The sequence below is a fragment of the Sphingobium sp. BYY-5 genome, from assembly GCF_022758885.1.
Taxonomy (GTDB): domain Bacteria; phylum Pseudomonadota; class Alphaproteobacteria; order Sphingomonadales; family Sphingomonadaceae; genus Sphingobium.
Genome location: NZ_JALEBH010000001.1, coordinates 2,724,362 through 2,746,836, shown reverse-complemented (window position 1 = coordinate 2,746,836; position 22,475 = coordinate 2,724,362). Strand labels below are relative to the sequence as shown.

The following is a 22,475-nucleotide window of genomic DNA, read 5'->3' as shown; positions in this document are numbered from 1 at the left end:
AACTGGACCCCGGCCTTCGCCGGGGAACAGGTCTTCATGAGTCCCCATCAATATATGCTGGTATGACAGGAAACTTTGCCGCGCGACCGATTGGTTGTTGCATTGCAGCAGGGGGTGGCGTTTGATCCGCTTATGCTCAAGGCCGCGCTCCACCACCTGACGTCCTACCGCTATAGCCGCCCGATCCGACTAGGACCGCAGGTGATCCGCCTCCGTCCTGCGCCGCACAGCCGGACCAGGGTGCCCAATTATGCGCTGAAGATCGAGCCTGCGGGCCATTTCCTCAACTGGCAGCAGGACCCGCACGGCAACTGGCTGGCGCGGATCGTCTTTCCCGATCCGGTCGATCATTTCTCGATCGAGGTCGACCTGCTCGCCGATCTCGACATCATCAATCCGTTCGATTTCTTCGTCGAACCCTATGCGGAAAATTACCCCTTCGCCTATGACGAGCAGATCAAGACCGATCTGGCCGCCTATTTCGACCTGGAAGAACAAGGCCCGCTGTTCGACGCGCTGGTCGCCGAACATCACGGGCATCAAGAGCGGACGGTCGATTTCCTGGTCGAGGTGAACCGGCGGCTCCAGCAGCGCGTCGGCTATGTCATCCGCATGGAGACGGGCGTGCAAAGCCCGGAGGAGACGCTGGAGATCGGCACCGGCTCCTGCCGCGATTCGGCCTGGTTGCTGGTGCAATTGCTGCGGCGGCTGGGGTTCGCCGCACGTTTCGTGTCGGGCTATTCGATCCAGTTGGTCGCCGATGTCGAGCCGCTGGAAGGGCCGAAGGGCGTGACGCAGGATGTGGTCGACCTCCATGCCTGGGCGGAGGCCTATGTGCCGGGCGCGGGCTGGGTGGCGCTGGACGCGACCAGCGGCATGTTCGCGGGCGAAGGCCATATCCCGCTCTGCGCGACGCCACATTATCGCTCCGCTGCGCCGATCAGCGGCATGGCCGAGCCGGCCGAGGTCGATTTCCATTTCGCCATGGGCGTGTCGCGCATTGCCGAAGCGGTGCGGATCACCAAGCCCTTCACCGACGCGCGCTGGGACGCGGTGATGGCGTTGGGGGCCAAGGTGGACGCCGACCTGGAGCGCCAGGACGTGCGCCTGACCACCGGGGGCGAGCCGACCTTCGTCGCGGAGGATGGCGGCGAGGCGGGCGAATGGAATGGCGATGCGGTGGGACCGACCAAGGCCGGCTTTGCCGATCGCCTCATCCGCAAGCTGCGCGCCGAGTTCGCGCCGGGCGGCCTGCTGCACCATGGTCAGGGCAAATGGTATCCGGGCGAAAGCCTGCCGCGCTGGGCCTATGCCGTCTATTGGCGCAAGGACGGCGTGCCGGTGTGGCGCAATGCAGACCTGATCGCCGCTGATGAGGCACCGGCGGGAGCGCGAACCATCGGCGCGGAGGATGCGCGGGCTTTCCTGGCGCATATGGCGGACAATATGGGCTTGTCCGCCGGCTATACCCACGCTGTCTACGAAGACCCGGTGGTCTGGGCGGTCAAGGAGGCCGATCTGCCGGTCAATGCATCGCCGGACGACCCCAAGATCAGCGATCCCGAAGCGCGGGCGCGGATGGTGAAGGCGTTCGCGCGCGGGCTGGACCAGCCGGTCGGCTATGTGCTGCCGGTGCAGCGCTGGCAGAGCGCCGTCGCCACCCCGCGCTGGCAGAGCGAGATCTGGCAGTTGCGCCGGGGCAAGCTGTTCGCAGTGCCGGGGGATTCGGCGCTGGGATACCGCCTGCCGCTGGGGTCGCTGCCCTATGTGCCGCCATCCGACTATCCCTATATCCACCCGCGCGACACCAGCGAACCGCGCGGGCCGATGCCCGATTTCCGCACGCAGGTCAGCGAAGCGGCGACGTACGAGGAAGCGCACGCCCAGCCGGTGCAGCGCGTCGGTGAGGTCGAGGGCGGCGCCGCGCCGCAGGAGCGGGTCGAACAGGTGATGATCGAGGGTGCGGTGCGCACCGCCGTCACCATCGAGCCGCGCGGCTATTATCTCTCCGTCTTCCTGCCGCCGGTACAGGCGCTGGAGGATTATCTGGAACTGGTGGCGCAGGTGGAGGCGGTGGCCGAGGCGACCCGCATCCCCGTGCGGATCGAGGGCTATGCCCCGCCGCCCGACCCGCGCTTGCAGGTGCTGAAAGCCACACCCGACCCCGGCGTGATCGAGGTGAATGTCCAGCCCGCCGCGAGTTGGGACGAGACGGTGGACATAACCGAACGCCTCTATGCGGCCGCGCGCGAATGCCAGCTTACCGCCGACAAGTTCATGGTCGATGGCCGGTCGGTCGGCACCGGCGGGGGCAATCATATCGTGCTGGGCGGGCCGAGCCTGGAGGATTCGCCCTTCATCCGGCGGCCTGACCTGCTCAAGAGCTTTGTCCTCTACTGGCAGCGGCATCCCGCCCTCTCCTATCTCTTCTCCGGGCTTTGCATCGGCCCGACGAGCCAGGCGCCGCGCATCGACGAGGCGCGGCATGATGGCCTGTACGAGCTGGAGATCGCGCTGGCACAGGTGCCCGATCCGATTGTCGAGGGCGTGGATAAATTGCCGCCGCCCTGGCTGGTCGACCGGTTGTTCCGCAACCTGCTGGTCGACGTGACGGGCAACACCCATCGCACCGAAATCTGTATCGACAAGATGTTCTCGCCCGATGGTCCGACCGGGCGGCTGGGGCTGCTGGAGTTTCGCGGTTTCGAAATGCCACCCGAACCCAGGATGAGCCTGGCGCAGCAATTGCTGATCCGGGCGCTTGCCGCCTGGTTCTGGCGCCAGCCGCAACAGGGCGGGCTGGTGCGCTGGGGCACGGCGCTGCACGACCGGTTCATGCTGCCCCATTTCGTCTGGGCCGATTTCCTGGAGGTGCTGGGCGATCTGAAGGGCGCGGGCTACGACTTCGATCCCAACTGGTTCGAGGCGCAGCGCCAGTTCCGCTTCCCCGTCCATGGCGCGGTCGATGCGGGCGGCGTCGGGCTGGAGGTCAGCCACGCGCTGGAACCGTGGAACGTGCTGGGCGAAACCGGCGCGATCGGCGGGACGGTGCGCTATGTCGACAGTTCGACCGAGCGGCTGCAACTGCGCGCCACCGGCCTGATCGCGGGCCGCCATATCGTCACCTGCAACGGACGGCGGGTGCCGATGACGGCAACGGCGGTACCCGGCGAGGGGGTGGGCGGCGTGCGGTACAAGGCATGGGCGCCCGCCAATTGCCTGCACCCCAACCTGCCGGTCAACGCGCCGCTGACCTTCGATGTGCTGGATAGCTGGAGCGGGCGATCGCTGGGCGGCTGCGTCTACCATGTCGTGCATCCGGGCGGGCGCAATTACGACACGCTGCCGATCAACGGCTATGAAGCGGAATCGCGGCGCAAAGCGCGGTTCCAGGATCATGGCCATACGCCGGGGCAAGTCGACATGCCGCCCGCCGAATTGCCGGGCGAGTTTCCGATGACGCTCGATTTGCGGTTCCGGCATCCGGGCGGCTAAGGATGATCCGGTGGATACCGAAACCCGACTAGACTGGGCGGACGCCTATCTGGCTTCTGCGCCGCAGGGCGACCTGTTCGCGGGCGCGTCGCCCGAACTGGCGGCGCATTGGCGCGCGATGCTGGAGCGGCTGTCGATCCAGGCGAAGGGCGATCCGGCGACGCTGGCCGACCATGTCGGGCGGCAGGCGGCAGACCTGGGCCTCGCCTTTCGCCTGACCGGCGACGAACAGGAACGGGCTTGGCCGCTCGGCCCCGTGCCGCTGCTGATCGGCGCGGCCGAATGGGCGCATATCGAAAGCGGCCTGACTCAGCGCGCGCAACTGCTCGACCGGGTGCTCGCCGACATTTATTCGACGCGGTCGCTGGTGCGCGACGGCAAGCTGCCGGCCAGCATTGTCACCGGCAGCCCGCACCATTGGCAGGTGATGACCGGCACGCCGCCGCCGCACGGCCATCACCTCCATTTCTACGCCGCCGATATCGGGCGCGGCCCCAATGGCGAATGGCGGGTGCTGGCGGACCGGGTGAGGACGCCGGTGGGCGTCGGTTATGCGCTGGAAAATCGCCTGGCCCTGTCGCGCGCCACCGGCGACCTGCTGGGCGCGATGAACGCACGCCGTCTGGCCCCCTTCTTCGCTGATCTGCGCCGGGGGCTGGCGGCCGATTGCGCCCGGTCGGACCCACGCATCGGCCTGCTGACGCCGGGCCGCTTCAACCAGAGCTATGCCGAACAGGCGCATCTCGCCCGCTATCTGGGCCTACTGCTGGTCGAGGGCGATGACCTTATCGTGTCGGACGGGCGATTGTTCGTACGGACGATCCAGGGGTTGAAGCGGGTCGACGGCTTGTGGCGCTGGATGGACAGCCGCTTCCTCGATCCGCTCGCGTTCGACGGCAAGTCGCGGATCGGCGTGCCCGACCTGTATGACGCCTGCGCGCATGGCGGGCTGATGGTCAGCAACTGGCCGGGCGCGGGGGTAATCGAATCGCGCGCCTTCGCCGCTTTCCTGCCGCAGCTTGCCAAGGCGATGCTGGGGGCGGAGCTGATCCTGCCCAATATCGCAACCTGGTGGTGCGGCCAGCCGCGCGAGAGCGCGCATGTCGAAGCGCAGATGGACAATCTGGTGGTCGGTTCCGCCTTCGACCAGGATGTGGCCGGGCTGCCGGGCGCGCATTTCATCCCCGGCGCATCGCTGGACGAGGCGCAGCGCGCAGCGTTGCTGGAGGCGATGGCGCGGCGGCCGATGGATTATGTGGGGCAGGAGGTGGTGAAGCTGTCCACCACCCCGGCGGTGATCGACGGGCGTCTCACCCCCCTGCCCTTCACCCTGCGCATCTTCGTCGCGCGGGACGGCGCGGGCCAGTGGCGGGTGATGCCGGGCGCCTTCGCACGGCTGGCGGGGCATGGCGACATTCGCGCCGCGCTGATGGGCCAGGGGGACATGTCGGCGGACATGTGCGTGATCGACGGCAAGCCGGTGCCGCTCGACAGTCTAATGGGGGGTGGGCTGCTGGGCGGCGGCGCGCCCGCCATCCGGCGGATCGGCGGGATGTTGCCGGCCAAGGCGGCGGACAATCTCTTCTGGCTGGGGCGTTATATCGAGCGGGCCGAAATGACGCTGCGCCTGATCCGCGCCATTGCTGGCGGGTCGATCGAGGCGGACCTTGGCCCGTCGCTCGCCAGCCCGACCATGGCGCGGCTGGTCGATCAGCTTGCACGGTGGGGGGCGGTGCCGGGCAGCGGCGCGGCGGTCGGGCCACTCTGCGCCACAGCGCTGGGTGACGGAAACCAGCCCGGCAGCGTGCGCGCGCTGATGGGCGTGGTCGCCAATATCGGCGAAGGGCTGCGCGACCGGCTGGCCAGCGATTTCTGGCGGCTAGTGCGCCTGCCCCTTCCTCCCTTCGATGGCGCGGTTACGGAGACGCTGCTTGACGCATCGTCGCGCATGATCGAACGGATTTCCGCGCTGGCGGGGCTGGCGGCGGAAAATATGGGGCGAACGGACGGCTGGCGCTTCCACGATATGGGCCGGCGGATGGAGCGGGCGGTCAATGGCTGTCGCCTCATCAGCCTGTTCGGCGGCGACCAAGCGTCGGACGATGATCTGACCGTGCTGCTCGACCTGATGGACAGCCAGATCAGCTATCGCACCCGCTACCTCACCGGCCCGGCGCTTGCCCCGGTGCGCGATATGCTGGCGCTGGAGCCGTACAACCCGCGCGCCATTGCCTGGCAGGCACTGCGGCTGGCCGAGCATGTCGCGGCCCTGCCCACCCTGCGCGCCGACGGAATGCCGGAAGAGCCGCACCGGCTGGCCGATGCGCTGGTGGCGCGACTGGCGCCGCTGACCGGCGATGTGCTGACACAAGCGGATATCGCCGACGCCGAAAGCCGGCTGTTCGCCTTGTCCGACGCGATCGGCCAGCGCTATTTCCTGCAGGTCCGCAAGACCGAAAGCCCGGACATGCTCGCATGATCTATCATGTCCGGCACCGGACCATGCTCCATTATGCCGCGCCCGTGCGGCTGGCCCGCTTCAACCTGCGATTGAAGCCCGCGCCCTGGCCGGGACAATGGACGTCGGACTATGTGCTGTCGGTCGATCCCGCCCCGGCCATCATCGAAGCGCGGCCCAGCGGCTGGCCGGTCCATGTCGCGCGGCTGGTAATCGAAAGCCCGATCCGGCAATTGACGATCGAAAGCCGATTCCGCGCGGGTGTGCAGGGCCGCGCGATCGCCCCGCAAGGCGACGACCCGACGATCGGCGTGGTGGCGCAGGCAGCGCTTGCCGACCGGGACATGGGACCGGCCGCGCCAGCCCATTATCTCTACGCCTCGACGCGCGCGCCGATGCTGGCGGAGATCGGCCGGTGGGCAGGCGTGGGCCTAGCCCCCGACCGCCCGATCGTCGCCGCTGCGCTGGACCTGGCGCGGCGCATCCGGGCCGAGTTCGCCTATCAGCCCGGCGTCACCGACGCGGGCACGCCCGTCGCCGACGCCTTTGCCGCACGCCATGGCGTGTGCCAGGATTTCGCCCATGTCATGGTGGTCGCGCTGCGGCTGGCGGGGCTGCCCGCCGCCTATGTCAGCGGCTATCTGCGCACACTGCCGCCGCCGGGGATGCCCCGGCTGGTGGGCGCGGACGCGATGCACGCCTGGGTGATGCTGTGGTGCGGACCGACGCGCGGGTGGATCGGCTTTGATCCCACCAATGGCTGCATCACCGGCGATGGGCATCTGTTCGTCGCCATGGGCCGCGATTATGCCGATGTCGCGCCGATGGACGGGCTGTTCGTCGGCGGCGCGGGCCAGAGCCAGCGGGTGATGGTCGATGTCGCGCCGCAAGAGGAGGAAGTCGCATGATCGCCGCCGTCATACTGGTTCTGGCAGGCCTCTATTGCCTGGCGCGCGGCGTCGTGGATTTGCGGGCGAAGCGCTGGGTATGGGGCGTGCTGGGACTGGCGGCGGGGATCGCCATCATGGCCGCGCCGATCCCGGCGCAGATTCAGGTCGAGGTGCCGGCGGGGAGATGAGCATCCTCCCCTGTAAGGGGAAGTGGATGGCCGAAGGCCAGACGGAGGGGTGTCCCGTTATCGATAGGGTGACACCCCTCCACCACTCGCTTTGCGAGCGGTCCCCCTCCCCTTCCAGGGGAGGATAATAGGTCAGTCCACCCGCTCGAACAACAAGGGCATCCCCGTCTTCGGACGGATGGTGAGGCGGCTGATGGGTTCGGGCTTGAAACCGACGGGCACGGTCAGGCGATAGCGACGCACGACCGACGCGATCACCGTCATCACCTCCTGCTGGGCAAAGCCCGCGCCGACGCAGACGCGGGGGCCACGGCCGAAGGGGAACCAGGCCTGTTTCGCCATCTCCGCATTGGCAGGGTCGTCGAAACGGTCGGGATCGAAGCTGTGAGGGCAGGCCCAGTTATCCTTGTTGCGCTGGGTCAGCCAGGGGGCGACGACCAGCATCGCGCCCTGTTCCAGATGCTTGTCGCGCATGTCCATCGGGCAGGTGACTTCGCGCGGCAGGAAGGAGACGGGGGGATAGAGGCGCAGGGTCTCGCGGAAGATGTTGCGGACATGGCCCATATCCTTGAGCATCGGCGCGGTCAGCGGCGCGTCGCCCGCGATCCCCGTCACCTCGACGCGGACCCGGTCCTGGATATGGGCGCATTCGGCGAGCATGTAGAGCGCCCAGGTCATGGTGCTGGCGGAGGTTTCATGACCGGCGAGGAAGATGGTGGAAACCTGCTCCATCACCTGTTCGCAGGTGAAAGGCGCGCCAGTTCCGGGGTGCTTCGCCTCTATGAGCGACTGGAGGATGTCGCGCTGGTCCGTTTGCCCGCGTGCATGATAGCCCTCGTAACGCGCCTCGACGATCGGGCGGAACACATCATGGATGGCGCGGGCCGGGCCTTTCGAGCGTTTCTCGAACCAGCCCGCCGGAATGCCGTAGAGGCGCAACATCGAGGCGCTGTGCGCAAGGCGCTGGAACCGCCCGAAGGCGGTGTGGATGATGTTGGAGCGCGGTTCGTCCAGGGTCTGGGAAAAGAGCGTGCGGAAGATGATGTCGGCCGCGACATGGGTCATCATCGGGTCGATATCGACCGGCCTGCTCCTGTCCGCCGCGTCGAGCCGGGCGAGCAGGTCATCGGCCGCCGCGACCATCAGCGGCATGGACCGGCCCAGCGCGGTATGGGCGAAGGCGGGGTTGACCATCGCCCGCTGGCTTTCCCAGTCCGCGCCATTGGCCGAGAAGACCGAATTGCCGATCAGCGGATCGAGGTTGCGGACCAGTTCGCTATGCTTGGGAAAGGCGGTGCCGCCGCGCAATATCTGGTCCACCAGCGACAGTTCGTTGGCGATATACATGGTCCGGCCGGGCATCCGGATCTCGCCCATCTTCATCGTGTAGCTCTTGTCGAAGAGGACGTGAATCCAGCTATGCCAGCCGCTCAGGAAACGCTTGACGAGGCCGCGCTTCGTTTTCGGCGGCTGGGGATAAGGCGGCGTGAAAAGATCGGTCACGGAATCGTCCTGAAGGCGGCTACGGCGTCGTCCACGGTGCGGCGGCCTGCGGTCAGGCTGATGAAGTCGAGCGGGGACAGGCGGTCGCCCACGCGCAGATAATCGAAATGCGCCTCATATTTGTTCGACCAGCCGCCATGATAATTTTCCGGATCATAGAAGAGGTGGAAGCGCGGCGATAGCATGTCGACACGCGCCGCATGGTGATCCGCGACAAGATGGAACGGATTGACGTTGTAATAGGCCGCGCCGTCGGGCGGCGAACTGATATCGACATAACGGAATGACTTGTCCGCCAATGCCCTGAGATCGTCATGATACCAGGCGGCATCGCGGCGCAGGCCGATGACCGGCACCACCTGCCCCAGGCCCAGCATCACGAAATGATCCGGCAACCGCCCGCCGCGCAGGGCGAGCAGACGGCGCATCAGGCGCATTCCCAGGATCGTCCCCGCGCTGTGCGTGACGAATTGCACTTCGTCCCAGTCGCCGTCCAGTTCCTGCGCGATGCGCTCCGCGAACTGATCGATGCGGGCATCGAGCGCGTCGCCCGGTCCGTCGGCGGCAAGGCAATGATGGTAATAGAGAAAGCGCAGCAGCCAGGGGACGACCAGCTTGTTGAGCAGGCGCCCCGACAGCAGCGCGCTGATCGCGATGCCGACCAGCGCGGCGGCCCAGAAGGGAACCAGCAGCGAAAGCACGAGTGCGGGGACGAGCGCGAGCAGCAGCGGAATCAGCAGCGCCAGCACAGGCGGGTAGAGGATGGTGATGACCGGACCGTGCCGCAACCTGCGCATCCGCCCGAACTGCATGAAACGGGCATGGCCGGCATAGGTGGCAATCGAGCGGAGGGCGAGCGTCAGCGGATTGCGAATCCAGACCTTGCCGACCAGATCCTCCCACCGGAAATATTCATAGTCGGTCTCGACCCCATTCTTGGGATTGTCCACCGTCCAGATCGCGGAGCTGGCCGGACCTGTGCGGCGCGCGCTGACAGCAAGCGGCTGACCGGTCAGCGCGGCATGGCGGGCGGCCTGCTCACGATAGAGCTGGTGATAAAAACGAACGCCGCGCGGATCGAAACCACCCAGGTAGAAGACTTTACGCTTGAACTTTTCCAACTGCATCGCCCTAATTGGCGCATGACCACGCCCGAACGCGACTACTGCTATTTCATCGACCACCGCAAATACAACCGCAATGTCGGTTGCCGGAAGCATGACAACATGTACGGCATCAACGGCGGCGGCAGCGAACGCGACCGGTGGCGCGCGGATATGATATTTTACCGCCACATGAAATCCAACGGCGACCCGATGGCGCTGCCATCCTTGCTTGCCTGTCTGGCGTTTGGCTGGTTCTGCTGGAATTATCATCCGGGCAAGGGGCTGTGGCGCGGGCAGTTGTTGCGCCGCTTCGCCAAAGCGCCCAAATGAGCGCCATGACAGAATCCAAACATGTGACGGTCGGTTCGGTGACGATCGGCAACGATCTGCCCTTCGTCCTGATTTCCGGCCCGTGCCAGATCGAAAGCCGCGACCATGCGCTGTTCATGGCCGACGCGCTGGCAGGCAAGGCAGACAAGGCCGGCGTGCCCTTCATCTTCAAGAGCAGCTTCGACAAGGCGAACCGGACGTCGGTGTCGGGCCGGCGCGGTGTCGGTATCGACGCGGGGCTTGCGATATTGGCAGAGGTCAAGGCAGCGCTGGGCTGCCCGGTGCTGACCGACATTCATGGACCGGAGCAGGTCGAGGCGGCGGCGCAGGTGGTGGACATATTGCAGATCCCCGCCTTCCTCTGCCGCCAGACCGACCTGCTGGTCGCGGCGGGGCGGACCGGCGCGGTCATCAACGTCAAGAAGGGGCAGTTCCTTGCTCCCTGGGACATGGCGGCGGTGGCGCAGAAGCTCGCCTCCACCGGAAACGAGCGCATCCTGCTGACCGAACGCGGGGCGAGCTTCGGCTACAACACGCTGGTCAGCGACATGCGCGCGCTGCCGACCATGGCGCAGACCGGCTATCCGGTGGTGTTCGACGCCACCCATTCGGTGCAGCAGCCCGGAGGCCTTGGGTCCGCGTCGGGCGGACAGCGCGAGTTCGCGCCGCTGCTGGCGCGCAGCGCGGTGGCGGCCGGGGTCGCGGCGATCTTTGCCGAGGCGCATGACGATCCCGACCATGCGCCGTCCGACGGGCCGGTGATGCTGCCGCTGGAATGGGTCGCGCCGATGCTGGCAAAGCTCAAGGCGATCGATGCGGTGGTGAAGGGGTAAATCCCCAGCCGTCCGCAGGGAGATGCCTTCGCCTCCGCTCAGACAAGGGCTTCGACTTCGCTCAGCCCGAACGGCGGGAGCTAGTCTTTAAGGCCGCACCTGTCCCGTTCCGCGCACGATCCATTTATAGGTCGTCAGCCCTTCCAGCGCCACCGGGCCACGTGCGTGGAGGCGGCCGGTGGAAATGCCGATTTCCGCGCCCAGGCCGAATTCGCCGCCATCGGCGAACTGGGTGGAGGCGTTCCACATCACGATCGCGCTGTCGACGGCGTTGAGGAAATGCTCGGCCCTGGCAGCATCCTCAGTGATGATCGCATCGGTATGGTGGCTGGCATGGGCGGCGATATGCGCAATCGCCTCCTCCACGCCATCGACCAGCCGCACCGACACGATGGCGTCGAGATATTCGGTATCCCAATCCTCGTCGGAAGCGGGCTTCACCCGGCCATCCATCGCCCGCACCGCATCGTCACCGCGCACTTCGCACTGGGCGTCGAGCAGCGCCTTCACCAGCGCGGGCGCCTGCTGAAATGCGCGGTCGATCAGCACGGTTTCGGTCGCACCGCAAATGCCGGTGCGACGCATCTTGGCATTGACCACCAGCGTGAGCGCCATGGCGGGATCAGCCGCGCCGTCAACATAGCTGTGATTGATGCCGTCGAGATGGGCGAGCACGGGCACGCGCGCTTCCTCCTGCACGCGCGCGACCAGGCTCTTGCCACCGCGCGGCACGATCAGGTCGACAAACTCCGCCGCCTTGAGCAGCGCGCCAACCACCGCGCGATCGGTAGTGGGAATCAGTTGCACCGCCTCCGCCGGCAGGCCTGCGGCGACGATCCCTTCAACCATGGCGGCGTGGATGGCGCGGTTGCTTTCCTTCGCCTCGCTGCCGCCGCGCAGGATCACCGCATTGCCCGCGCGCAGGCAGAGGGCGGCGGCATCCGCCGTCACATTGGGGCGGCTTTCATAGATGATGCCGATGACGCCCAGCGGCACGCGCACGCGCGACAGTTCCAGCCCGTTGGGCCGGACTTGCTTGTCGATCACGCTGCCCAGCGGATTGTCGAGGCTGGCGACCTGCTCCACGCCAGCGGCGGCAGCGGCAATCCGGCCCTCGTCCAGCTTCAGCCGGTCGAGCAGGGCGGATGAGAGGCCGTTGGCGACGGCATTGTCCATGTCGCGCGCATTGGCGGCGAGGATCGCCGGCGCCTGATCCCGCAGCGCCTGCGCGGCGCGGCGCAGTGCGTCAGCCTTCTGCGCATCGCTCGCCTGCGCGATCACGGTCGCGACACTACGCGCGCGCGCGCCCAACGTTGCGATCAGCATTTCGGGAGTCTGGGTCAGGTCGTTCATCGAGGGTCTCGCCATGCAGTCGCGCGGCGGCTTAGCATGAAAGCGAAGGAAGCCAAAATGGCCGATCTGTATCGGGAGAATCAGGCCGCCTGGGCCAGACTCTCTTCCTTCATAGCGCGAAATATCCGACAGGGCGGAATATTGCGCCATTCCAGCCGGTCGTTGACCGCACCGAACAGCGGGTCGAGCAGACGGCGCACATAGCGCGAATATTGGTAGATCAGGAGTTCGCCGCCCGACCGCAACGCTATGCGAGTTTCAGCGCATATGGTTTTGCCCACGCCATCGGGCAGGGTGGAGAAGGGAATGCCCGACAGCACATAATCGGCCTGGTGATGACCCGCCTCCCGGATGAAACGGCGCACGTCAGCCGCTGATCCATGAACCACGCGCAGCCGTGGATCGTCGATCTGGGCTTCCAGATAAGCTACGAAATCGAGGTTGATATCGATCGCCAGCAGGATCGCGTCGGGATGCAGGCGGTCCAATATGGAACGGGTGAAGGTGCCCACGCCCGGTCCATATTCGACGAACAGCCGGGTCCGGCTCCAGTCCACCTGGTCCAGCACCGCATCGACCAACGCCTGCGAAGACGGAATGATCGAGCCGATCATGCCGGGATGTTTGACGAACTGCCGGAAGAACATGCCCCACTGGCTGAGGAAAGTAGCGCCCTTGGCGCCCGTCGAGACCGTTTTCTTCTTATCTTTGAAGGGAATGGAGGCCATCAATATCTGCCTGTCTGACTGTCGGTTCCGGCGTCGCAAAATTGGCAGCCGCTGGCAAGCGGCTTTGCACGCCTTGAGATCGAACGCGCGGACGGCGGATGGGTTCAATCCGCCGTCCGGCCAGTCATCAGCGCTCCCGCGCGCGCAACATGCCCGGCGTCACGAAGCCGATCGGATCGACCTGCATCGCGCTCTGTTTCAGCGTCGCCTGGATCTGTTCATATTCACGCTCCATCTCAGGCGTGACGGATGCGCGGGTTTCCTCCAGCGCCGCCTCGAAATGGGCCATCGTCACGGCCTCGACGCGGAGCGACTGGCGCAACGCGACCAGACCAGCGCGACGCGACAGATCCTCCAGGTCCGCGCCGGTGAAGCGCTCGGTCCTCTCCGCCAGCCTGTCGAGATCGACATCGCCGGCAAGCGGCATCTTCCCGGTGTGGATAGCCAGGATGCGCCTGCGCCCGGCTTGGTCGGGGACGGGCACATAGATCAGCTCGTCGAAACGGCCCGGCCGCAGCAGCGCCGGATCGACCAGGGTCGGCCGGTTGGTCGCGCCAATCACCACCACCGATTGCAATTCCTCCAGCCCGTCCATCTCGGCGAGGATGGTGTTGACCACCCGCTCCGTCACCGCCGGTTCGCCCAGGCCGCCGCCACGCGCGGGGACCAGACTGTCCAGTTCGTCGATGAAGATGACCGTCGGCGCCACCTGTCGCGCGCGGGCGAAGAGGCGCGCAATCTGCTGCTCGCTCTCACCATACCATTTGGACAGGAGGTCGCTCGACTTGGTGGCGATGAAATTGGCCTGCGCTTCGCGCGCGACCGCCTTGGCCAGCAGCGTCTTGCCGGTGCCGGGTGGGCCGTAGAGCAGGAATCCCTTGGCCGGGCGGATGCCGATGCGGCGGAAGGCTTCGGGGTCCTTGAGCGGCAGCTCCACCCCTTCCTTCAGGCGCATCTGGGCATCGTCCAGACCGCCGATATCGGACCAGCCGATATTGGGCGCCTGCACCATCACCTCGCGCATGGCGGACGGCTGGACACGCTTGATCGCGGCCATGAAATCCTCCCGCGTGACGGAGAGTTCCTCTAGCACGTCGGGCGGGATCGTCCCTTCCTCCAGGTTGAGGCGCGGCATGAAGCGGCGCACCGTCTCGATCGCGGCCTCGCGGGTGAGCGCGGCCATATCCGCCCCGACAAAGCCATAGGTCATGCGAGCGAGTTCGCCCAGGTCGACCCGGTCACCCAGCGGCATACCCCGGGTATGGATGCCCAATATCTCGCGCCGGCCGCGTTCGTCGGGAACGCCGACGATGATCTCGCGGTCGAAGCGGCCGGGACGGCGCAGCGCTTCGTCGATCGCTTCGGGCCGGTTGGTCGCGGCGATGACGACCAGGTTGGTGCGCGGTTCCAGCCCGTCCATCAGCGTCAGCAACTGGGCGACGAGACGCTTTTCCGTCTCGCCGGTCACATTGCCGCGCTTGGGCGCGATCGAATCGATCTCATCGATGAAGAGGATCGAGGGCACGGCCGCGGTCGCTTCCTCGAAAATCTCCCGCAGCTTCTTTTCCGACTCGCCATAGGCCGATCCCATGATCTCCGGGCCGTTGATGAGGAAGAATTCGGCTTCGGATTCATTGGCGACGGCGCGGGCGAGGCGCGTCTTGCCCGTTCCCGGCGGGCCATGGAGCAGGACGCCCTTGGGCGGATCGACCCCCAGCCGCTCGAACAATTCGGGATAGCGCAGGGGCAGCTCCACCATCTCGCGCAACTGGTCGATCGCTTCGGCCATGCCGCCGACATCGTCATAGGTCACGTCGGCACGGCGGGATTCGCGCGGCTCCTCATATTCGGCGCGCAGTTCCACCTCGGTATCCGCGTCGATATGGACGATGCCCTTGGGCGTGGTCGACACGACGACGAGCCGGATTTCCTGTAGCGCATAAGCAGGGGCCGCGAGCATCTGACGCAACTGGGGCGGCATGTCGCCGGGGGGCACCTGCTGCTGGCCCGCGGTCGCCACCACATCCCCCGCCGTGAGCGGCCGCTGGAAGAAAACTCGCTTCAGCGCTTCGGGATTGCCCTGTAATCGTAGGTTATTTTGTGCAGGTGCGAACACGACGCGCTGGGCCGGACGCGGGTCCACCCTGGCGATCTGGACGAAATCACCCGACCCCACGCCGGCATTGGCACGCTGCAAACCGTCGAGGCGGACCACGTCCAGCCCCTCATCTTCCTTGTAGGGCCGCACCACGCGCGCCGGTGTCGTGCGCTTGCCGACAATCTCGATCATGTCGCCTTCGCTGAGATGCAATTCGGCCATCACCGCGAGCGGCAACCGGGCAAGACCGCGCCCTGCATCCTCCGGCCGCGCATTGGCGACCTGAATCCTGCGTCCTGTTCTTTCCTGATCGGCCACGAGCCATCCTGTCCTTATCGTTCCCGTAACGAGATAGGAAACGCAGCGACGTTAGGAAAGTCCCCATGGTTGCACCATGACAGGACAAAAAAAGGGCCAGCCCGAAAGCCAGCCCTGAAAGTTTTAGGAGAGGATGCCTGAAAGGCCGTTTCTATGTGCACTGCAACGTGGTTTTTTGCAAGTGCGAAATAATCTGGTGAGTTGCAAAAATTGCATCTTGCCATTTTCCGCTTTTTCCTGCTCATTATGGAGAGGATGCTTGGAACCGGAACGCGCGCCGTTCGATAAACAGAATTGACGCGGCGCAGCGGATCGGCTTCGGATTTTTGACAGGTTATGCGCAGACTGCCGCCCCTTACGGCCCTGGAGGCCTTTGTTCAGGTTGCCCGCCTCGGTTCCGTAAAGGCCGCGGCGGAAGAGCTTGCGCTTTCGACTCCTGCCCTCAGTCGGCGCGTCCAGGCGCTCGAACGTTTCATCGGCCGCCCGCTGTTCGACCGCAAGCATCAGGCGCTGGAGATCAATATCGACGGCCAGAGGCTGCTCGACGACATCGCGCCGGCGCTGGATTCGCTCAGCCAGGCGCTGGAGAATATCCAGAGCGGCGGCAACCAGTTGCGCCTGCGGCTCGCGGTGATGCCGCTTTTTGCCACCCAGCGCCTTTTCCCGCATCTCGGCCAGTTGCGGCAGCAGCATCCCCAGCTCCATATCGATATCGAAACCACCCCTCACGCCATCGCGCGACTGGGCGAAGGGTTGGATGCGGCGATCGTGCTGATGGCCAAGGACATCGATCCAGCGCTCTACGCGCATGAACTGGATCATGAGGAAGTCTATCTGATCGGGCGGCGGCAGTTGCTCGAAGGACCACATGCGCTCAATTCGCCCGAAGAACTGGCGCAGCAGACCATATTGCTCCACCGCGACATGGCGCTGTCCTTCGAAGCATGGAAGGAAGCGGCAGGCCTGTCCGACCTGCAACCGCTTGCCGTCGACAATTATGATTCGGGCCAGTTGATGCTGGAGGCGGCCGCGCAGGGGCTGGGGGTGGCGGTGATGCACGCCAGCCATTTCGAACAATCGGGCGACCCGCGGCTGGTGCGGCTGTTCCCGATCCATGTCGAAAGCCCCTATCGCTATTTCTTCGTCTGCCGCCCGCGCGCGCTGCAGACGCGGGCCGTGCGCATCTTCCGCGACTGGCTGGTGGCGGCCGATATCTAGGAGCCTGTTTGCGGATGCGCCTTTCGGCGCATTGCCGCACCGGCTCTCAAAAAACGCGCTCTTCCGTGCATTTCCGAACAGGCTTCAAGATCATTGCGCTTGCGTTTCTTTGCAGGCATATCCTTAACCTTGTTTTGCTACGACCGTTATAGCGAGCATGACCGGGGCAGACTCTTCCACAAGTCCCTATGATGGACTGACCGACCGACTGACCCGTTGGGCCAGAGGCCTTTCGGGCAAGCCAGATGAAGAGGAATCCGAAGAAGGGCGGTCGCGCCCCGGCGGCGCTTCCAACCGGGAAGTCAATCGCCGCCGCCAGCTTTACGCGGACATTGGCGACTTCCTCTTCGCCCATGACCTGGACCTGACGCCGATCAATTTCAGCGTCGCGCTCGACTATCTGACCGGCGCGAATATCGGCATCGAAAAAGCGATCCGCGCGGTGATGATGGAGCGCGGCAAGATCACCAACAATTGGATCGAATCGATCGCCTCCGAACAGCGCGCCGACGAGGTGACGCCCGAAGCGCTCGCCTCGATGCTCGACAAGGTCGAGGAAAATCTGAACCAGTTCACCGGCCTGATGCATGAATCGCGCAATTCCGCCAAGGATTATGGCGCCGCCCTGCAGAAGCAGGCCAAGGATCTGGCCGCCGGCGGCGACAGCGAGCCGATCCTGTCGCGCCTGGTCGGCCTGACCCGGTCGATGGTGGAAAAGACGCGGCAGGTGGAAAGCCAGTTGCGCGAGAATCAGAAACAGACCCATGCGCTGAAATCCAGCCTGGAAAATGCGCGCCGCGCCGCCGAGCATGACCATCTGACCGGCCTGCCCAACCGCCGCGCCTTCGACGGCGTGCTGCGCGAGGAGCTGGTGCTGGCGCACAAGCTGCAGGAACCGCTGTCGGTCGCCTTCTGCGATATCGATCATTTCAAGCGCATCAACGACACCCATGGCCATGACACGGGCGACCGGGTGCTTAAATTCGTCGCCGGGCTGCTGGCCAGGATATCGAACGACCGCTGCCATGTCGCGCGCCATGGCGGCGAGGAGTTCGTGATGCTGTTCCGCGGCAAGACAGCGGCCGAAACCTGCGAGGCGGTGGACGGCGTGCGCGAGGATCTGGCCAATCGCAGCCTGGTCAACCGGGCCAATGGCGAGCGGATGGAACGGGTGAGCTTTTCCGCCGGCGTCGCCAATGTACTGGCCTATGACGATCCGCGCGGCGCGCTCAAGGCGGCGGATCGGGCGCTTTACCTGGCCAAGGAACATGGCCGCAACCGCGTCTATCTGGCGACGGAAACGGATTGAGAAGGGAGGGAGCCCCCTCCCCTGATCCCTCCCGCAAGCGGGAGGGAAATCTGCCCTAGAAATCCGGCTTTTCATAATGGGGCGGAGGCGTGATGACCTCCATCCGCTCCGAAAGCAGGGGGCGGAAGGACGGGCGTGACTTGAAGCCGGCATACCAGCGCTTGACCGGCTCATGCCCCGCCCAGTCGATGCCGCCCAGATAGTCCGCGACCGACAGATGCGCCGCCGCCGCGATATCGGCCAGGCTGAGCGTCGCGCCCGCCATCCAGCTCCGATGGTCGAGCAGATAATCCATATAGTCCATATGGACATTGGCGCGCTTCATCGCCTCACGCAGCACGCGCGCATCGGGCGAAGCGCGCTCCACCAGCCGCTTCTTCATCCGCTCGTGCAGCAAGGGGCCGACGACATCGCCGTAGAAATTCTGGTCGAAAAAGGCGGTCAGCCGCCGCACCTCCGCCCGGCCAGCAGCGGTGCCGGAGATGAGCGGGAATTTTTCCACCGTCTCCTCGAAATATTCGCACATCGCCTGGCTGTCGATCAGGGTGATGCCGCGCTCCTGATCCACCATCACCGGCGTGGTCCCGGCCGGGTTCAGATCGAGAAACTCGTCGCGCATCATCCAGGGCGATTCGCGCACCAGATCATAGCCGATCCCCTTCTCACCCAGGAGAAGCCGGACCTTGCGGGAAAAGGGACAAAGCGGGAATTGATAGAGAAGCCACATAGACGATTCCTGTTAGGCGCGCCCGCGCGTTCGGGGAAGCGACAAATTAGGAAAATGAGGCGCGCAGGCTTCGGTCCGATTCTCCAAAAGAACGACCTCAAACGGCATGGACCTCGCTTCCGATCGCGCTAGGTTGGGGATAGAAGGAGCAGCGGAAACAGTTTCGCTACGGAAAGGATGCTTGATGTCTGACGATTTCTTCCCGGTGCCGGACAACTGGGCCTCAACGGCACTGATGGACCGGTCGGCGCGGGAAGCGGATTATGCCCGCTCGATCGACGATTCCCACGCCTATTGGCTGGAGCGGGCGCAGCGCCTCGACTGGATCGCGCCGCCCACCCGGACCAATGAAAGCAGCTTTGCCGAGGGTGATTTCGGGGTGAAATGGTTCGCCGACGGCGTGCTCAACGTCAGCGTCAATTGCATCGACCGCCACCTGGCCGAACGCGCGGAGCAGACCGCGATCATCTGGGAACCCGATTCGCCCGATGCCGCGCCGCGCCGCTATAGCTACGCGCAGGTGCATGAGGAGGTGTGCCGCATCGCCAATGTGCTGAAGGCCGCCGGCGCGAAGAAGAGCGACCGGATCACCATCTACCTGCCGATGATCCCGGAGGCCGCCTTCGCCCTGCTCGCCTGCGCGCGGATCGGCGCGATCCACAGCGTCGTCTTCGGCGGTTTCTCTCCCGAAGCGCTGGCCGGCCGCATCATCGATTGCGATTCGACGCTGGTCATCACCGCCGACGAAGGACGCCGTGCCGGCAAGACGGTGCCCTTGAAGGCCAATGTCGATGCGGCGCTGCGCGAATGCCCGTGTGTCAGGAAGGTCGTGGTGGTGAAGGCCACCGGCGGCGCGGTGACGATGAAGGACGGCCGCGACCTGTGGCTGCATGAGGAAACCGCCAGGGTGTCGCCCGACTGCGCGCCCGAACCGATGAATGCGGAAGACCCGCTGTTCATCCTCTACACCTCCGGGTCGACCGGCAAGCCCAAGGGCGTGCTGCACACGACCGGCGGCTATCTGCTCTGGGCCAGCCTGACGCATGAGCTGTGCTTCGACTATCGCCCCGGCGACATCTACTGGTGCGCCGCCGATATCGGCTGGGTCACGGGACACAGCTATATCGTCTATGGCCCGCTGGCGAACGGCGCGACGACGCTGATGTATGAGGGCGTGCCGAACTATCCGACGCCCAGCCGCATCTGGGAAGTGGTCGACCGGCATCAGGTACAGACCCTCTTCACCGCCCCCACGGCGCTGCGCGCGCTGATGAAGGAGGGCGATGATTTCGTCACGAAGACCAGCCGCGCCTCGCTGCGCCTGCTGGGCACGGTGGGCGAGCCGATCAACCCGGAGGCGTGGCGTTGGTATCATCATGTCGTCGGCGAGGATCGCTGCCCGATCATCGATACCTGGTGGCAGACCGAGACGGGCGCGGCGATGATTGCGCCGACGCCGGGCGCCACCGACCTCAAACCCGGCTCCGCCACCTTCCCCCTGCCCGGCGTGGTGCCGCAGATCGTCGATGCCGAAGGCGTGGTGCAGGAGGGCGCGGCCGAAGGCAATCTGGTCATCGCCCAAAGCTGGCCGGGCCAGATGCGCACCGTCTGGGGCGACCATGAACGTTTCTTCCAGACCTATTTCACCACCTTCCCCGGCAAATATACCACCGGCGACGGCGCGCGGCGGGACGCGGACGGCTATTACTGGATCACCGGCCGGGTCGATGACGTCATCAACGTGTCGGGCCACCGCATGGGCACGGCCGAAGTCGAAAGCGCGCTGGTGCTGCACGAAAGCGTGGCCGAGGCGGCGGTGGTCGGCTTCCCCCACGATATCAAGGGCCAGGGCATCTATGCCTATGTCACTCTGAACAGCGGCGAGGAAGCGAGCGACGCGCTGCGCAAGACTTTGGTGCAGTGGGTGCGCACCGAAATCGGCCCGATCGCCACCCCCGACGCGATCCAGTTCGCGCCGGGCCTGCCCAAGACCCGCAGCGGCAAGATCATGCGCCGTATCCTGCGCAAGATTGCCGAGGGGGAAGTGTCGGCGCAGGCGCTGGGCGACACCAGCACGCTGGCCGACCCGTCGGTGGTGGATAATCTGGTCGCCAATCGTCAGGGCTAGGCGCTTACGCTTAGATGTTGTTTGAAAATGCGCGGGAGAGAGGGCCAGTACAGCAATGCGCCGAAAAGGCGTATTCTCAAACCGACTCTTAGGGCGGATCGACATTCACAGTTTTAGGCACTTCCCAAGCCGTCATGCCGGACCTGATCCGGCATGACATTGAAAATGAGGCTTAGGCTTCTGCTTTAATCTGAATGTCGATCGGCCCTAGGGCTTTCGCCGCGCCGCAATGGCCTTATATGGGCGGGCATGACCGAGATGCCCGCCCCCGTGCCTGCCCCCATGCCTGCCCTGGCCGATCTTCAGGAAGAATATGAATTTCTCGACGCGGACGATCGCTATCGCCTGCTGATCGACCTGGGGCGCACGCTGGAAGCCATGCCCGACGCGCTCAAGACCGATGCAACACTGGTGCGCGGCTGTTCGGCGGCCGTGTGGGTCTATCCCACGGTGCTGGACGCCGATTCCGGTAAGGGGGGCAGGCTGCATTTCCTGGCCGACAGCAATGCCGCGATCACCAAGGGGATCATCGCGCTGGTGCTGCTGACGGTGCAGGACCGCGCGCCCGCGCAGATCGGCGCGACCGACATCGAAGGCGCGCTCGCGCCCTTCGACCTTCGCAACCAGCTCAGTTCCAACCGTACCCAGGGCATCCCCAACATGATTGCCCTGATCCGCGAAACGGCCGACCGCTACGCCTGAAACGGGATTGGAGCGAGCGCGTTGTCTTCTTGTCACAAGGAGACAGTTTATGCGTCACATCATCGCCCTGGCATCGATCGGCCTGCTGGCCGCCTGCTCGTCCGGGGACAAGGCGGGACCGACCCAGCGCGACCAGATCGGCCATGTCTGGAAATATGAGGGCGGGCAAGGCGCCAAGGCGAAGCTCGCCTATATCGGCAGCACCAACAGCGTGCAGACCATGACCGCGTCGGACACTTTCTCCGTCCTGCTGGTCCAGCCGATGAGCAACGGCGAGAAGATCGTGACGGTGAAGCTGGTCGGTGCGCCCTTCCACTGCGACATGTCCGATTGTGCGGTCAGCGCGACCGGCGACGACGGCAAGACCCATCGCTGGACGGGCCGGATGACCGACACCGATGACGGGATCGAGATCGCGCCGTCGCAAAATGCCTATAAGGTGATCGCCGCGTCCAAGGCGGTGAAGGTCGATCTGGCCACCGGACCGAAGAACGAGACCACGCCCTTCCAGTTCAATGTCGCGGGGCTGGATCTGCCGAAATAGCAGGAGCACGCACGCCGGCCCGATGGCGACGGGCCAGTTCGCGCTTGAGCGCGTTTGGATGGGGGGCGACCAGGAAACCGAAGCTGACCGTCCCCTCCTTCGTTTCCACTGCATGGTGGAGGCGATGGGCCTGGACGATGCGCTTCATGTAGCGCGAGCGCGCGACATAGCGGTGTTTCACCCGCTGATGGACGATGATGTCGTGAAAGCCGAGATAGATGGCGCCATAGGCGGCGATCCCGGCACCGCACGCCGTCGCCCAATTGCCCCAGCCCCATTGCACCCCGCCCAGCAGCAGCAGGATGGAAGGCATGGCGAAGATCACGAAATAGAGGTCGTTCGCCTCGAACCAGCCGGTTCTGGGCCTGTGGTGGCTCGCGTGCAGGAACCAGCCGGGGCCGTGCATCACCCAGCGGTGCATGACATAGGCGAAGCCCTCCATCGCGGCGACGGTGACGACGAAGACCAGCAGGAGGGAAATGGGCGACATGGAGCCATTATAGGGGCGTGGGCGCGCCGGTGCGACCCGTAATAGCGCCCAAGACGC

At 65.4% G+C, this 22,475-nt stretch carries 18 protein-coding genes; 11 read left to right on the top strand and 7 right to left on the bottom strand.

All coding sequences use genetic code 11. From position 1 onward, the window contains the following. Positions 1-132 precede the first annotated feature (132 nt). The 4 genes from MOK15_RS13175 to MOK15_RS13160 are packed head-to-tail and all read left to right on the top strand — an operon-like array spanning position 133 to position 7,031. Positions 133-3,495 carry a transglutaminase family protein gene (locus MOK15_RS13175; protein WP_242932752.1) on the top strand — a complete coding sequence of 1,121 codons (3,363 nt, stop codon included), beginning with the start codon at positions 133-135 and terminating at the stop codon, positions 3,493-3,495. A 10-nt stretch (positions 3,496-3,505) separates the two neighbouring features. After that, complete coding sequence (locus MOK15_RS13170) at positions 3,506-5,974, top strand: circularly permuted type 2 ATP-grasp protein (protein WP_242932028.1); 2,469 nt, start codon at positions 3,506-3,508, stop codon at positions 5,972-5,974. Continuing rightward, positions 5,971-6,861, top strand: a complete 891-nt coding sequence (locus MOK15_RS13165; RefSeq protein ID WP_242932027.1) for a transglutaminase family protein — start codon at positions 5,971-5,973, stop codon at positions 6,859-6,861. The genes MOK15_RS13170 and MOK15_RS13165 overlap by 4 nt, the downstream gene beginning before the upstream one ends. Continuing rightward, a complete protein-coding gene (locus tag MOK15_RS13160; protein WP_242932026.1) occupies positions 6,858-7,031 on the top strand; it encodes a hypothetical protein in 174 nt (57 codons plus the stop codon). Before MOK15_RS13165 ends, MOK15_RS13160 begins: the two co-directional genes overlap by 4 nt. A 132-nt stretch (positions 7,032-7,163) precedes the next feature. Here MOK15_RS13160 and MOK15_RS13155 read toward each other — a convergent pair whose 3' ends face one another. Next, positions 7,164-8,534, bottom strand: coding sequence for a cytochrome P450 (locus tag MOK15_RS13155; RefSeq protein ID WP_242932025.1), 1,371 nt, complete (start codon positions 8,532-8,534; stop codon positions 7,164-7,166). Next, positions 8,531-9,655, bottom strand: a complete 1,125-nt coding sequence (locus MOK15_RS13150) for a hypothetical protein (RefSeq protein ID WP_242932751.1) — start codon at positions 9,653-9,655, stop codon at positions 8,531-8,533. Before MOK15_RS13150 ends, MOK15_RS13155 begins: the two co-directional genes overlap by 4 nt. A 21-nt stretch (positions 9,656-9,676) precedes the next feature. Here MOK15_RS13150 and MOK15_RS13145 point away from each other — a divergent pair, with 21 nt between their 5' ends. Together MOK15_RS13145 and kdsA are read left to right on the top strand one after the other, a co-directional pair. After that, entirely contained in the window at positions 9,677-9,970 is a 294-nt protein-coding gene (locus MOK15_RS13145) for a hypothetical protein (protein WP_242932024.1), read from the top strand. Positions 9,971-9,975: 5 nt separating this feature from the next. After that, the gene (gene kdsA / locus MOK15_RS13140; protein WP_242932750.1) at positions 9,976-10,803 is read left to right on the top strand and encodes a 3-deoxy-8-phosphooctulonate synthase; all 828 of its coding nucleotides are present in this window, start codon (positions 9,976-9,978) and stop codon (positions 10,801-10,803) included. A gap of 87 nt (positions 10,804-10,890) precedes the next feature. On the opposite strand, the gene MOK15_RS13135 is transcribed toward kdsA, so the two are convergent. The 3 genes from MOK15_RS13135 to MOK15_RS13125 form a co-directional block, all read right to left on the bottom strand. Continuing rightward, positions 10,891-12,156: a glutamate-5-semialdehyde dehydrogenase gene (locus tag MOK15_RS13135; RefSeq protein ID WP_242932749.1), complete on the bottom strand. Its 1,266-nt coding sequence runs from the start codon at positions 12,154-12,156 to the stop codon at positions 10,891-10,893. A gap of 80 nt (positions 12,157-12,236) precedes the next feature. Next, positions 12,237-12,884, bottom strand: coding sequence for a methyltransferase (locus tag MOK15_RS13130; protein WP_242932023.1), 648 nt, complete (start codon positions 12,882-12,884; stop codon positions 12,237-12,239). 127 nt (positions 12,885-13,011) lie between these two features. Further along, the gene (locus MOK15_RS13125) at positions 13,012-15,300 is read right to left on the bottom strand and encodes a CDC48 family AAA ATPase (RefSeq protein ID WP_242932022.1); all 2,289 of its coding nucleotides are present in this window, start codon (positions 15,298-15,300) and stop codon (positions 13,012-13,014) included. A gap of 336 nt (positions 15,301-15,636) precedes the next feature. Between MOK15_RS13125 and MOK15_RS13120 the strand changes: the two genes are divergently transcribed. After that, positions 15,637-16,518, top strand: a complete 882-nt coding sequence (locus MOK15_RS13120) for a LysR substrate-binding domain-containing protein (RefSeq protein ID WP_242932021.1) — start codon at positions 15,637-15,639, stop codon at positions 16,516-16,518. A 157-nt stretch (positions 16,519-16,675) separates the two neighbouring features. Next, entirely contained in the window at positions 16,676-17,827 is a 1,152-nt protein-coding gene (locus tag MOK15_RS13115; protein WP_242932020.1) for a GGDEF domain-containing protein, read from the top strand. A 55-nt stretch (positions 17,828-17,882) separates the two neighbouring features. Here MOK15_RS13115 and MOK15_RS13110 read toward each other — a convergent pair whose 3' ends face one another. Next, positions 17,883-18,554, bottom strand: a complete 672-nt coding sequence (locus MOK15_RS13110) for a glutathione S-transferase family protein (RefSeq protein ID WP_242932019.1) — start codon at positions 18,552-18,554, stop codon at positions 17,883-17,885. A 184-nt stretch (positions 18,555-18,738) separates the two neighbouring features. Here MOK15_RS13110 and acs point away from each other — a divergent pair, with 184 nt between their 5' ends. The 3 genes from acs to MOK15_RS13095 all read left to right on the top strand — a co-directional run bounded on the left by acs (position 18,739) and on the right by MOK15_RS13095 (position 21,928). Next, positions 18,739-20,682, top strand: coding sequence for an acetate--CoA ligase (acs, locus tag MOK15_RS13105; protein ID WP_242932018.1), 1,944 nt, complete (start codon positions 18,739-18,741; stop codon positions 20,680-20,682). Positions 20,683-20,931: 249 nt separating this feature from the next. Beyond that, positions 20,932-21,384, top strand: a complete 453-nt coding sequence (locus MOK15_RS13100; RefSeq protein WP_242932017.1) for a SufE family protein — start codon at positions 20,932-20,934, stop codon at positions 21,382-21,384. Positions 21,385-21,433: 49 nt separating this feature from the next. After that, the gene (locus MOK15_RS13095) at positions 21,434-21,928 is read left to right on the top strand and encodes a hypothetical protein (RefSeq protein WP_242932016.1); all 495 of its coding nucleotides are present in this window, start codon (positions 21,434-21,436) and stop codon (positions 21,926-21,928) included. Here the strand turns inward: MOK15_RS13095 and MOK15_RS13090 are convergent. Beyond that, on the bottom strand, positions 21,897-22,418 hold the full coding sequence (locus MOK15_RS13090; RefSeq protein WP_242932015.1) for a sterol desaturase family protein: 522 nt from the start codon (positions 22,416-22,418) through the stop codon (positions 21,897-21,899). The genes MOK15_RS13095 and MOK15_RS13090 overlap by 32 nt on opposite strands. Positions 22,419-22,475: the final 57 nt, after the last annotated feature.

Excerpts from the sequence above, each read along its gene's own strand:
- MOK15_RS13115 (WP_242932020.1), top strand. The coding sequence starts at position 16,676 with ATGACCGGGGCAGACTCTTCCACAAGTCCCTATGATGGACTGACCGAC.
- MOK15_RS13175 (WP_242932752.1), top strand. The coding sequence starts at position 133 with ATGCTCAAGGCCGCGCTCCACCACCTGACGTCCTACCGCTATAGCCGC.
- MOK15_RS13160 (WP_242932026.1), top strand. The coding sequence starts at position 6,858 with ATGATCGCCGCCGTCATACTGGTTCTGGCAGGCCTCTATTGCCTGGCG.
- MOK15_RS13100 (WP_242932017.1), top strand. The coding sequence starts at position 20,932 with ATGACCGAGATGCCCGCCCCCGTGCCTGCCCCCATGCCTGCCCTGGCC.
- MOK15_RS13120 (WP_242932021.1), top strand. The coding sequence starts at position 15,637 with ATGCGCAGACTGCCGCCCCTTACGGCCCTGGAGGCCTTTGTTCAGGTT.
- MOK15_RS13135 (WP_242932749.1), bottom strand. The coding sequence starts at position 12,156 with ATGAACGACCTGACCCAGACTCCCGAAATGCTGATCGCAACGTTGGGC.
- MOK15_RS13095 (WP_242932016.1), top strand. The coding sequence starts at position 21,434 with ATGCGTCACATCATCGCCCTGGCATCGATCGGCCTGCTGGCCGCCTGC.
- MOK15_RS13110 (WP_242932019.1), bottom strand. The coding sequence starts at position 18,554 with ATGTGGCTTCTCTATCAATTCCCGCTTTGTCCCTTTTCCCGCAAGGTC.
- MOK15_RS13090 (WP_242932015.1), bottom strand. The coding sequence starts at position 22,418 with ATGTCGCCCATTTCCCTCCTGCTGGTCTTCGTCGTCACCGTCGCCGCG.
- MOK15_RS13145 (WP_242932024.1), top strand. The coding sequence starts at position 9,677 with ATGACCACGCCCGAACGCGACTACTGCTATTTCATCGACCACCGCAAA.
- kdsA (WP_242932750.1), top strand. The coding sequence starts at position 9,976 with ATGACAGAATCCAAACATGTGACGGTCGGTTCGGTGACGATCGGCAAC.
- MOK15_RS13130 (WP_242932023.1), bottom strand. The coding sequence starts at position 12,884 with ATGGCCTCCATTCCCTTCAAAGATAAGAAGAAAACGGTCTCGACGGGC.
- acs (WP_242932018.1), top strand. The coding sequence starts at position 18,739 with ATGTCTGACGATTTCTTCCCGGTGCCGGACAACTGGGCCTCAACGGCA.
- MOK15_RS13165 (WP_242932027.1), top strand. The coding sequence starts at position 5,971 with ATGATCTATCATGTCCGGCACCGGACCATGCTCCATTATGCCGCGCCC.